This window comes from Gemmobacter nectariphilus DSM 15620 (genome assembly GCF_000429765.1).
GTDB classification, from domain to species: domain Bacteria; phylum Pseudomonadota; class Alphaproteobacteria; order Rhodobacterales; family Rhodobacteraceae; genus Wagnerdoeblera; species Wagnerdoeblera nectariphila.
The window spans coordinates 128,040-139,618 of sequence record NZ_AUCM01000004.1 but is presented as its reverse complement, the minus strand read 5'-3'; the positions used below and the strand labels follow the sequence as shown (position 1 = coordinate 139,618).

Genomic DNA, 11,579 nt, shown 5'->3' with positions numbered 1-11,579 from the left:
AGGGACGAGGACGGCGCGCATGGCCAGGGCGTTTGTCGGGTGCGGGGCGCGCGAGACCTTGGGATGTTCAGCGCACCCGCACAGAGGTTGATGGCGACGCAGCGGGCCATGCCGCAAGAAGGGGGCGCCTGATCCGGCGCCCCGATGGGTCAGCTGACCTGTTCCCTGGCAAAGCCTGCAAGGCGGGAATAGCCGTTCACGATCGCCTCGCGTTCGGCATAGGGCATCACGGTTTCGATATCGTCGAACCGCTGGCCCGGCAGGTCGCGGATGCGGGCCTCGACCTCGTCGATCACCCGCTCGGGCCCGCCGGTGCGGTTGCCGGCCACCACATCGTTCACCGGGCCAAGGCGGGCGTCCTGATAGGCCATCAGCGCCGCCGCCGGATCGCCGCCGCGCCCGCAGATCTCGCCCAGGGCCCGCGCATCGAGGATCGCCTGGGCCGAGCCATTGGCCCCGAACGGATACATCGGATGCGCCGCATCGCCCAGCAGCGTGACGCGGCCGCGGGTCCAGCTGGTCAGCGGGTCGCGGTCGCACATCGGGAAATCCCAGAACACCGGGGTTGCGTCGATCATGGCGCGGATGTCGGTTTCCGGCACGGTGAAATCGCGCAGGATCGGGTGCAGCACCTCGGCCTTGGCCTCGCGGTCCCAGTCCTCGCGGCCGGGGGTGGGGCTGCCGGGTTCGGCGGCGCGGATCACGCAGGCCCAGTTCATCAGCTGGGTGCCCGGTGTCTTGCCAGGCCCGATCGGGTAGAAGATGAACTTGCGCGTCATCCCGCCCGAATTGATGATCGTATGCCCGTCGAGCACCGGCGGCCAGTCGACCGAGCCGCGCCACAGGAACAGCCCCGACCAGCGCGGTGCCCCCTCTTCTGGGTTTAGATGGCGGCGCACGGCGGAATGGATGCCATCGGCGCCGACCAGCACATCGCCCGTATCGGTAAAGGTGGACCCGTCGGCCCGGCGGAAGGTGGCGATGACGCCATCCGCCGTGTCCTCGACCGTCTCGAAGGCTGCATCCAGCGTGACGGTGCCTGCCGGCATCCGTTCGGCCACCGCCTCCAGCAGCACCTTGTGGATGTCGGCGCGGTGGGCGGTGATCTGCGGCACGTCATAGCCCGCCTTCAGCCCGCGCGGCGCGTCCCAGACTGCCTGCCCGCCCCGGGTGCGAAAGATCATCCGGTCGGTGCGCACGCCCAGACGGTCCAGCGGTTCCATCAGCCCGATTTCGTCCAGCGCCTTGACGGCATGGGGCAACAAGGTGATGCCCACGCCAAGGTGCTGGATGTCCGGCACCTTTTCATAGACCTTGCAGGCGACCCCGGCCTTGTGAAGGAACAGCGCGGCGGTCAGACCGCCGATCCCGCCCCCGGCAATGATGACCTTCATGGCTCAGCCCTCTGCCCGGCGCTTGGCAATCCGCTCGTCCAGCCACGGCCCGTCCAAATCGGGCGTCAGCACCACGTTTTCCTGCTCGCGCGCATCGTTGCGGGCGGTGACGGCGGTGGCGGGTTCGGTCAGCGACAGGTTGAAGGCGATATGCGGCACTTCGGGCGGGATATAGGTGAAGCTGCCGGGCAGCATCAGCGCCTCGTGTTCCAGCTTGTTGCCGTAAAGCAGCACGATGGCGCCCGAGACGGTATAGATCGCGGTTTCATAATCGCGGTGGAAATGCGTTTTCGCACGCCCGCCGGGGCCAAAGGCCGTCAGGTTCAGCGACAGGTGCTGTGCCCCGGTGCTGTTTTGCGAGACGCCGAAGAAGGCGGGCATCCCCTGTTTGGCGATGCTGGTCGCCTTGGGGGTAAGGATCATCACCTGGGTGCCATCGGGGGTGGTCATGGGTCTCTCCTGTGGGTCAGTTGGTGGGCAGGGGCGCCCGGTTCCATTGCAGGACGCGGATGTCGGGCCGCAGGCCTGCGGTGCAATAGGGATCGCCATCGGCCAGCGCGCGGGCCTCGGCCAGGGTGTCGGCCTCGATCACCCAGAGCGAGCCGCAGAACGGCGCCTCCGGGCCAGGGCGCAGGCCGCCCGCCTCGGTGATGCGGTCGCGGTGCTGCGCAAGATAATCGAAATGCGCGCGGGTCAGCGCGGGGTCGATGTCGCGCGGCTGGACGTCATCGAAGAAGATCGCAACGAAACGCATGGATCACATCCCCAGATAGGCGCGCCGCACCTCGGGCGAGGCGAGCATGTCGGCCCCCGTCCCCGTCATGGCGATGCGGCCGTTTTCAAGCAGATAGGCATGGTCGGCCAGTTCCAGCGCCACACGGGCGTTCTGTTCGGCCAGAAGGATGGTGAAACCGGCCGCGCGCAGCTCGGCGATGGTTTCAAAGACTTTCTTCACCATCACCGGGGCAAGGCCCAGCGTCGGTTCATCCATCAGGATCAGCCGGGGCCGCGCCATCAGGCCGCGCCCCAGCGCCAGCATCTGCTGTTCGCCCCCCGACATCAGGCCCGCGCGCTGGTGTCGGCGTTCCTCCAGCCGGGGAAAGCGGCGGTAAACCTCGGACAGCATTTCATCGTGGCCGGCGCGGGCGGATGGGGCAATGGCGCCCAGCCGCAGGTTCTGTTCCACCGTCATGCCGCCGAACACCAGCCGCCCTTCGGGGATCAGCGCCAGCCCGCCATCCACCCGGTCGTGGCTGGGCAGATGGGCAATGTCACGCCCTTCGAACAGGATGGTGCCGCTGCGGGGGGCCACCATGCCGGCAAGGGTCTTCATGATCGTGGTCTTGCCGGCCCCGTTGGCGCCGATCAGCGTGGTGACCGACCCGCGCGGCACCGCGAAACCGACGCCGAACAGCACCTGCACCTGCCCATAGGCAACGGTCAGATCATGGACGGACAACATGGGTTCGGTCATCCGAAATACACCTCTGCCACCTGATCGTTGCGGCCGATGTCCTCGGGGGTGCCAAAGGCGATCCGCTCGCCATGGTGCAGCACGAGGATCCGGTCCGAGAGGGTCATCAGCGCCCCGATGACATGTTCGACGATCACGAAGGTCAGCCCCCGCTCGCGCCGCAGGGCCGACAGCGTATCCAGCATATGGGCGATTTCCGTGGGGTTCAGCCCGGCCATCACCTCGTCCAGCATGACAAGTTCCGCCCCGGTCGCCAGCGCGCGGGCGATCTCCAGCCGTTTTTGCCCCGAGAGTGTCAGCGCCCCGGCCAGCGTTTCCAGCTGATCGTCCAGACCCACCGCCGCCAGCGCCTCGGCAACCTTTGCGTCCGTCTGCGGGCCGGGGCGCAGGCCGTGGCTGCCGTAAAGCGCCGCGACACGGACGTTTTCGGCCACGCTTAGCCCCGCCATCGGGCGCACGATCTGAAAGGTGCGGCAGATCCCCTGACGGCAGATCCGCGCAGGGGGCAGGCCGGTGATGCGGCGGCCCTTGAACAGAACCTCGCCGCTGCTGGGGGCGGCATGGCCGGCGATCACGCTGAACAGCGTGGTCTTGCCGGCGCCGTTCGCGCCCATCAGGCCGAAAATCTCGCCCTTTTCCACCGTCAGGCTGACATCGTTCAGCGCGGTGATGCCGCCAAAGCGTTTCGACACGCCCCTGACCTCAAGGAAACTCATGCGCGCCTCCCCGCTATGCGGTCCACAAGGCCGGACAGGCCTTGCGGGACGAACAGCACAAAGCCGATCAGCGCCGCGCCCAGCACGATCATGTAAAGCTGCGGGAAGCTTGACCACAGCAGTTCCGACAGCAGGGCAAAGCCGATCGCCCCCATCACCGGGCCGCGCACGCTGTCGGTGCCGCCGACCAGCGCCATGGTGACGATGGTGAAGCTGACCACCGGATCAAAGGCCTGACCGGGTTCGAAATAGCCCGTGCGCATCATCGCCAGCCCCCCCACCGCGCCCGGGATGATGGCCGAGGCGATCAGCGCCAGCAGTTTCAGCCGCGCGGTCGGCACGCCCAGGGTTTCGGCCGCGACCTCATCTTCGCGGATCGCGGCCAGCCCGGCGCCAAAGCGCGAATGCCGCACCGCCCAGGCGCCCAGCGTGGCCGCCACGGCCAGGGCCACCATCCACCACAGCAGCGCCTCGGGCGAGGGCGCGGAAAAGATCATCCGGCCAAAGCTGCCCAGCGCGGATTCGATCCGCATCACCCCATGGCGCACCAGTTCCGACAGGCCATAGGTCAGGATCACGAAATAGGGCCCGCGCACCCGCAGCACCGGCAGGCCGATCACCGCAGCAAACACCGCCGGGGCAAGCGCCGCCACCAGCAGCACCAGCGGGAACGGCGCCGCATCCACCAGCAGCACCGCGACATAGCCGCCGATGCCATAGAACACCGCGTGCCCCAACGAGACATAGCCGGTCGTCGCCGACAGCATCGACCAGCTTTGCGCCAGCGCGATCCACATGGCGATCTGAAAGGCAACGCCGGTCAGATAGGCATTGCCGGACAGCGGCGCGGCCAGCGCAAGCCCGGCCAGCACGACCCCGGCGGTTGGCCAGATGCCCTTCATGTCCGCACCGCCCGGGTGAACAGCCCTTCGGGGCGCACCATCAGCACGGCAACGAAGATGCCGTAGATCAGGATCGACCGATACCCCGCCGAGGTCAGCGCGATGCCATAGGTTTCCACCAACCCCAGCGCAAAGCCCGCCAGCACCCCGGCGCCGATGTTGCCAAGCCCGCCCACGATGATCACCACAAAGGCCACGATGGTGAAGGGAAAGCCCATGAAGGGGGTGATCTGTTCGGTCATGCTGACCAGCACCCCCGCCATGCCCGCCACCGCAAATCCGGCGCAGATGGTGGCCAGCTGCACCCGCTCGATGTTGACGCCGACGACCTGCGCCGCCTCGCGCCGCTGGATCACCGCGCGCAGGCCCCAGCCGAACAGGTGGAACCGCAGAAAGGCCAGCACGCCAAGGCACAGCCCCGCCGCCACCCCCAGTGTCAGCAGCCGGTTCAGCGTCATGCTGACCCCGCCCCAGGTGATCACCGTATCCAGCCAGCGATAGGCGCGGGGCGAGGCGGTAAAGGCCAGCGCAGCGCTGTTTTGCAAGATCACCGAGATGCCATAGAACAGGATCAGCGAATTCGCCTCGACCCGTCTGGCCAGCGCGGGCTTGGCCAGCATCCGGCGGAAAAGCCCCGCATAGACCGCCCAGCCCAGCACCGCACACAGAACCGCCGCCACCACCAGCGCGACCACCGGGGGCACCGCCAGCAGCGTGAACAGCCAGAAGGCGACATAGGCGCCGATCATCACCAGATCGCCATGCGCGATATTGAGCAGGCGCAGCGTGCCATAGACCAGGTTCAGCCCCAGCGCGACCAGCGCATACAGCGAGCCCGAGACCAGCGCGGCAAACAGCAACTGCCCCGAGAGGAGGGTATCCACCATGGTTCCCGTTCCGAATTGTCGAAGGAGGCCCCGCCGCCGCGCGGCGGGGCGGCGCGCTTACCAGCCCTGTTTCGGCTTGAAATCGGCGGTCTTGATCGCGGGCGGCCAGACCAGTTCGATCTTGCCATTCTGGATCTGGACAAAGCCGGTCGGGGTCATGGCGTTCTGCACACCATCGAACTTCACCGGGCCGTTGATGGTGTCAAAGGTGCCGGTGGCAATCGCCTCGCGCAGCTTTTCATGGTCAAGGCCGGCCTTGGCGACCGCCTGTTGCAAGATCTCCATCGACATCCAGGTGACGGCGCTGTCCAGCGCATCGGGTTCTTCGCCGAACTTGGCCACATAGGCGTCAAAGAACGCCTTGCCGCGCGGCCACATGTCCGACTGGCCCGACCAATGCGCCGACGAGACGATGCCATCCGCCGCCCCGCCAAAGGCCTTGCGATAGGCGTCGATGGTCGGCCCGATCAGCGACAGAACGAACGGCGAGGCCAGCCCCAGCTCGCGCGCCTGGCCGGTGAACAGAAAGGCATCGGCCGGGTAGGTCAGCGCCAGCACCGCATCGGGGGACTTGCCCTTCACCTCGACCAGCAAGGATGTCATGTCCTTGGCGTCCGGCGGATAGCTTTGATCGACCAGCACTTCTATGCCCTGCTCTTTCAGCGCCGGCAACAGGAAGCTGCGGAACTCCTGCGCATAGGGCAGCTCGTTGGCCAGAACCGCGACGGATTTCATGCCGTTCGCCTTGAGCATGGCGGCCATTTCGGCGCCCATGCTGTCGGGAATGGCCGAAGTGACGAACCAGATATAGCCCGGCGCCACCTTGCGCAGCTGCACGGACGCTGCGGTATTGCCCACCATGGGGAATTTGTAGCGCTGCAGCACAGGGGCCAGCGCCAGATGCATCGGCGTGCCCCAGGGCGCGGCCAGCAGATCGACCTTGTCCTGGGTGATCAGCCGTTCATAGATGCGCACGGTGTTGGCCGGGTTCGACTGGTCGTCATAGCTGACGAATTCGACCGGGCGCCGCTCGCCCCCCGGCAGTTCCATCCCGCCGGCGGCATTCACCTGTTCCTGCCACAGCGCATAGGGGTTTTCCTGCGAGGGCGCGGCGGCGGCGAAAATCCCGGTGCGCGCGATGGCATAGCCGATGCGGATGGGATCGGCGGCCCAGGCGGTGCCGAGCGGGGCCACGGCCATCAGCGCGCCCAGCGCGATGCCCGCAAGTGTTGTGCGTCGTTTCATCGTTTCCTGGCTCCTGTTGGGGATGGGCCGCCCCGGTTATGGATCCGGGGTCGGGTCGTTCTGGCAGCAGGGGGCCTAGCCCCGGCCGGTCATGCCGTTCAGCACACGCTCGCCCGTCAGCGGCAGATGGTGGTGGCGAAACCCGGTGGCCTTGGCCACCGCATTGGCCACGGCGCCTACGACCGGGTTCAGGCCGATCTCGCCCGCCCCCTTGGCGCCAAAGGGGCCAGAGGGTTCGGGATCCTCGATGATGAAGGTGTGGATGGCGTCGGGCACGTCGCGCATCGTCGGCACCTTGTAATCCATCAGGGATGGGTTGGCCAAACGCGCGCCGTCCCAGACCATCTCCTCGACCAGCGCATAGCCAAGGCCCTGGACAAAGCCGCCATGCAGCTGCACCTCGACCAGCTTGGGGTTGATCGCGCGGCCGACATCGGCGGCCGACCAGGCCTCGTGCACCGTCACCTGGCCCGAGACCTGATCGACATCGACATCCACCCCCATGGCGGCAAAGCTGAACACCCCGATGCGCGGGAACGGCAGGCCCAGCGCGATGGCGCGCTTGGGGTCATGGGTGGGTTCGTCAAACACCAGCGTGTTGCTGCCCACGATCGGGCCGCCCACCGCCCAATGCGCGCGGCCCGAGATCTGGGCAAAGGTCAGGTCGGTGTTCGCCCCCTTGCGCCCGATGCGGCCGCCCTCGCGCAGCTCCAGCTCCTCGATGGGGCAGTCCAGCATCTCGGCGGCATGTTCCATGGCCTTGTCCACCACGACCCGCGCAGCCGCCTTGACCGCGCGGCCCGTGGTATAGGTCACCCGGCTGGCCGTCGTTCCCCAGTTGTAGGGCGATCCGTCGGTGTCGGGGCTGGCCACTGCCACGCGGTCCAGCGGCACCTTCAGTTCCTCGGCGCAGATCTGGGCCAGCACGGTATCGGACCCCTGCCCGATGTCGGTCGCCCCGGTGTTGAGGGAAATCGTCCCGTCCTCCAGCATCCGCACGATGGCGCCGGTGCCCAGCAGGCCCGAAATATGCGCCGTCACCGCAAGGCCGAAGTTGCGCGGGGATCCATCGGCGCGCGGGGTCTTTGCCGCCTGTTCCACCGCGTCGATGCAGCGCGCCAGACCGTTCGAGGCGATCTGCGGCCCGACGAACCAGCGGTCCCCCTCGCGCAGCATGTTGCGACGGCGGATCTCGAACGCATCCAGACCCAGCTTTTCGGCGATCTGGTCGATCTGCTGTTCCCCGGCGAACAGCACCTGCGGGTTGCCAAAGCCGCGAAAGGCGCCGAACCGCAGCTTGTTGGTATAGACCAGCTGGCCCGAGGCGCGCAGATGCGGGATGCGGTAAGGCCCGCCGCACATCAGCAGGGCATAGCCCATCACGCCGGGGCTGTCGTCGGCAAAGGCCCCGCAATCCAGCAGCACCCGGCATTCGCGCGCGACCAGCGTGCCATCGGCCTTGGCGCCCGTCTTCATCCACACCTTGAAGGGGTGGCGGGCGCGGACCATCTCAAAGTCTTCCTCGCGCGACAGGATCAGCTTGACGGGGCGCTGCGCCTTCATGGCCAGGGCCACGCAGATCGGCTGGATATGCGGCTCCATCTTGTTGCCAAAGCCTGCCCCCACCCGCGGGGTCAGGCTGCGCAGCTGCGACATCGGCAAGGACAGCGATTCACAGACATTCGCCTGCACCCGGAACACCGACTGGTTGGCCGACCACAGGGTCACGCGGCCGTTGGCATCCACCTCGGCCAGTGCGCCGCAAGGTTCCATCGACACATGAGCCTGGGCCTGGGTGGTGTAATCGCCCTCGACGATCACATCGCACTGGTCCCAGGCGCTATCGACGTTGCCTTCCTCCAGCCTGGTGCGGCTGCACAGGTTGCCGGTGGACCCGGCATCGAACACCTTGATGTAGTCGGCCAGATGTTCGTGCAGGATCGGCGCGCCTTCGGCCAGCCCCTCTTCGGGCGACAAGACGGCAGGCAGTTCCTCGTACTGCACCTGGATCAGGCGGCAGGCCGCGCGGGCCTCGGCCTCGGTGCGGGCGGCGACGGCAGCGACGGGTTCGCCCACATACATCACCTTGCCCCTGGCGATGGCATGTTCGTCCTTGATGAAGGCGCCCATCCGCCCATCGCCCACATCATGACCGGTGACAATGGCCACGACGCCCGGCGCCGCCAGCGCCTCGGTCAGGTCATAGCCCAGAATGCGCGCATGGGGATAGGGGCTGGCCAGGATTGCCCCATGCAACATGCCGGGGCGATAGAGATCGGCGATATACTGCGCCTGACCGCGCACCTTTTCCAGACTGTCGACCTTGGCGACCGGCTGGCCGACGGTCGTGCCGGCGAATGCATCAAGGCTCATTGTGCAAGCTCCTCGGCAGCGGTGCAGATGGCATCGACGATGGTGCGATAGCCCGTGCAGCGGCACAGGTTGCCCGACAGGGCGGATTTCACCGCCTCGCGGTCCGGGCGCGGGGTTTCGGCCAGCAGGTTGCGCGCCGACATCAGCATCCCCGAGGTGCAGAACCCGCATTGCACCCCGCCGCTGGCGACCATGTGCCGTTGAAGCACCTCCATGACGGGATCGGTGTTCATCCCCTCCATCGTGCTGATCTCGTGGCCCTCGCAGCGCGCGGTCAGCGTCAGGCAGGACCGCACCGGCACGCCGTCAATCAGCACCGTGCAGGCGCCGCAGACGCCCTGATTGCAGCCCCGCTTGGGCGAGAGCACCCCCAGACCGTCGCGCAGGGTTTCCAGCAGCGTTGCATCGGGGGCGGCGGCGACATCAGTCTGATCGCCGTTCAGGGACAGGGTGAACAGGGCCTTCTTCGCCATCACGCGGCCTCCTTGGCGGAAATGAGGTCAGAGAGCACCGAGGCAATCAGCCGGGGGATCAGCGCCAGACGGTAGTCGGCGCTGCCGCGCACATCGTCGACCGGATCGGCCTTGGCGACCAGCGCGGCGGCGAATTCGGCCACCGCCTGCGGATCCTGCAGATGGCCGTGCAAGACCGCCTCGGCCTGAACGTCCCGGATCGGGCCGGGGCCACAGGCCCCGATGGCAACGCGCAGCCCCTGTCCGTCCGGCGTCAGCGCCATGGCACAAGAGGCCGTGGCATAATCGCCCGACACCCGCGCGATCTTGCGATAGGCCGAGGGCGCATCTTCGGGCGCCGGAAAGGTGATGGCGGTCAGGATCTCGCCCGGCTCCAGCGCGGTCTCATACCAGTCCTGCACATAGGTCAGGATCGGGATCTCGCGCGCGCCATCGGGGCCAAGCACCGACAGCACCGCATCGGCGCAGGCCAGCGCCGGCAGGTAATCGGCCGCCGGATCGGCATTGGCGACCGATCCGCCCATGGTGCCCATGTTGCGCACCACCTTGTTGGCGATCATCCCGGCCGCCTTGCGCACCACGGCCAGAGAGCCGGTGAACAGATCGGATGCCGCCGTATCGGCATGGCGCGTCATGGCGCCAACGCGGATCCGGCCATCGGCCAGCCGTTCGATCCCGCGCAGACCCGGTATACGGTCCAGACTGACCAGATGGCTGCTGTCGACCAGCCCGGCGTTGCGCATCGCCACCAGCGTAGTGCCGCCCGCGATCGGCCGCGCCTCGTCATGCCGGGCCAGCAGCGCGACCGCCTGATCCAGCGTTTCGGGAAACAGGATCTGCGTCATGCCGCGACCTCCAGCTTGTCGCGGAACGTGCCGACAAAAACCTCGGCCAGCTGGTCGGCCTTCTTGCGAAAGATCCCCAGACCGAACTTGCCCAGCCGCCCGGTCATCGACACATCAGCCTCATAGCTGACGCGGGTGCCCCCCGTGGCAGTCGGTTCCAGCCTCAGCACGTTGTCGGAGGCGACGACCGAGGCGCGGGTGCCCTCCTCGCCCGAGGTGCGCGAGATGACGGTATGCGGCGCCTCCTCGGACAGCACCGTCACCACCAGATTGAACCGTGCGCTGATCGGCCCGACCTTGACCGAGACCTTGGCACGATAGGCCATCGGGTCGATCTGCTCGATGCTTTCGCAGCCCGGAATGCACTGCACCATCAGCTCGGGGTCGCGGACCTTGTCCCAGACCCGGTCCTGCGGGGCGTCGACCTCGAAGGTGCCGGCGATCTTCATGCCCGCCCCCCCGGGAGGCAATGGACGGATCTCGGCTGGCAAGTGGCGCTGGTCATGTCGGCTCCCTGGTCTGGTTCGGCGCTCTGGCGGCGCATTAGCGAACGTCGTTCTCTAAAGGGAAAACATATATCTTGATTCTGTCAATACAGAATGTCATTCGGTCATCAGGAGGTGGTCCCCCATGGCCCGAGTGAAGAACGAACAGGTCCGCAAGGCCATTCTTGAAGCAGCGGCCAAGCTGTTCGAGGAAAAGGGATATATCGCCACCACCATTGGCAGCATCGCCAAGGCGGCGGGCACCTCGCAGTCGAACGTCTATGTCTATTTCTCGTCCAAGATCGAGATTGCCTTTGCCGTCTTCGACCCCTGGATGCGCGCCCAGATCGAGGCACTGGAAACGCGCGTTCTGGCAGAGCCGGACCGGATGCAGCGGCTGAGCCTGCTTGTGCGCGGCTTTCTAGAAGGGATCGCGGGCGATCGGTCCGGCCAGACGCTGACCCTGGTGCAGGCGCTGGCCACCGCCCGGCCAACCGACAATTACAGCCCCGACCTGCTGAACTGGACGATGGAGCGGACGCTGGACATGATGGGCGCCTGCCTGCCGGGAACCACGCCTGCCGAACGCCGCACCCTGGCGCAGGCGCTGATCCTGGCCTTCGACGGGGTGGCGCTGCGCCAGAACCTGCGCCGCACCGATCTGGACGAGGCGCAATCGGTCGAGGCGGTGATGATGCTGTTCAGCGCCATCGCCAGCCGGGTGCCGGCCTGAAACTGGCCATTTGACGAAACCACGATCCAGCCTAACATCCCCCCTGATCGGG

General features: G+C 67.0%; 13 protein-coding genes. 1 reads left to right on the top strand and 12 read right to left on the bottom strand.

Annotated elements, in window-relative coordinates; all coding sequences use genetic code 11:
* Positions 1 to 149: 149 nt before the first annotated feature.
* From G481_RS0103715 to G481_RS0103660, 12 genes are all read right to left on the bottom strand, one after another.
* Positions 150 to 1,394 carry an FAD-dependent monooxygenase gene (locus G481_RS0103715; protein WP_028028814.1) on the bottom strand — a complete coding sequence of 415 codons (1,245 nt, stop codon included), beginning with the start codon at positions 1,392 to 1,394 and terminating at the stop codon, positions 150 to 152.
* Positions 1,395 to 1,397: 3 nt separating this feature from the next.
* Positions 1,398 to 1,844: a cupin domain-containing protein gene (locus tag G481_RS22765; RefSeq protein WP_051294285.1), complete on the bottom strand. Its 447-nt coding sequence runs from the start codon at positions 1,842 to 1,844 to the stop codon at positions 1,398 to 1,400.
* A gap of 16 nt (positions 1,845 to 1,860) precedes the next feature.
* Positions 1,861 to 2,148: a YciI family protein gene (locus tag G481_RS22760; protein ID WP_051294284.1), complete on the bottom strand. Its 288-nt coding sequence runs from the start codon at positions 2,146 to 2,148 to the stop codon at positions 1,861 to 1,863.
* 3 nt (positions 2,149 to 2,151) lie between these two features.
* Positions 2,152 to 2,868 carry an ABC transporter ATP-binding protein gene (locus G481_RS0103700; protein WP_035025045.1) on the bottom strand — a complete coding sequence of 239 codons (717 nt, stop codon included), beginning with the start codon at positions 2,866 to 2,868 and terminating at the stop codon, positions 2,152 to 2,154.
* On the bottom strand, positions 2,865 to 3,584 hold the full coding sequence (locus tag G481_RS0103695; RefSeq protein WP_028028812.1) for an ABC transporter ATP-binding protein: 720 nt from the start codon (positions 3,582 to 3,584) through the stop codon (positions 2,865 to 2,867). Before G481_RS0103695 ends, G481_RS0103700 begins: the two co-directional genes overlap by 4 nt.
* On the bottom strand, positions 3,581 to 4,486 hold the full coding sequence (locus G481_RS0103690; protein ID WP_028028811.1) for a branched-chain amino acid ABC transporter permease: 906 nt from the start codon (positions 4,484 to 4,486) through the stop codon (positions 3,581 to 3,583). The genes G481_RS0103695 and G481_RS0103690 overlap by 4 nt, the downstream gene beginning before the upstream one ends.
* Positions 4,483 to 5,373: a branched-chain amino acid ABC transporter permease gene (locus G481_RS0103685; protein ID WP_051294283.1), complete on the bottom strand. Its 891-nt coding sequence runs from the start codon at positions 5,371 to 5,373 to the stop codon at positions 4,483 to 4,485. Before G481_RS0103685 ends, G481_RS0103690 begins: the two co-directional genes overlap by 4 nt.
* Positions 5,374 to 5,430: 57 nt before the next feature.
* A complete protein-coding gene (locus G481_RS22755) occupies positions 5,431 to 6,618 on the bottom strand; it encodes an amino acid ABC transporter substrate-binding protein (RefSeq protein ID WP_035025044.1) in 1,188 nt (395 codons plus the stop codon).
* A gap of 75 nt (positions 6,619 to 6,693) precedes the next feature.
* Positions 6,694 to 8,991, bottom strand: coding sequence for a xanthine dehydrogenase family protein molybdopterin-binding subunit (locus G481_RS0103675; protein WP_028028809.1), 2,298 nt, complete (start codon positions 8,989 to 8,991; stop codon positions 6,694 to 6,696).
* On the bottom strand, positions 8,988 to 9,464 hold the full coding sequence (locus G481_RS0103670; protein ID WP_035025043.1) for a (2Fe-2S)-binding protein: 477 nt from the start codon (positions 9,462 to 9,464) through the stop codon (positions 8,988 to 8,990). The genes G481_RS0103675 and G481_RS0103670 overlap by 4 nt, the downstream gene beginning before the upstream one ends.
* Complete coding sequence (locus G481_RS22750; RefSeq protein ID WP_051294282.1) at positions 9,464 to 10,309, bottom strand: FAD binding domain-containing protein; 846 nt, start codon at positions 10,307 to 10,309, stop codon at positions 9,464 to 9,466. Before G481_RS22750 ends, G481_RS0103670 begins: the two co-directional genes overlap by 1 nt.
* Entirely contained in the window at positions 10,306 to 10,758 is a 453-nt protein-coding gene (locus G481_RS0103660) for an SRPBCC family protein (RefSeq protein ID WP_028028807.1), read from the bottom strand. The genes G481_RS22750 and G481_RS0103660 overlap by 4 nt, the downstream gene beginning before the upstream one ends.
* Positions 10,759 to 10,939: 181 nt before the next feature.
* On the opposite strand from G481_RS0103660, the gene G481_RS24980 reads away from it, so the two are divergent.
* Positions 10,940 to 11,527: a TetR/AcrR family transcriptional regulator gene (locus G481_RS24980; protein WP_028028806.1), complete on the top strand. Its 588-nt coding sequence runs from the start codon at positions 10,940 to 10,942 to the stop codon at positions 11,525 to 11,527.
* Positions 11,528 to 11,579 lie beyond the last annotated feature (52 nt).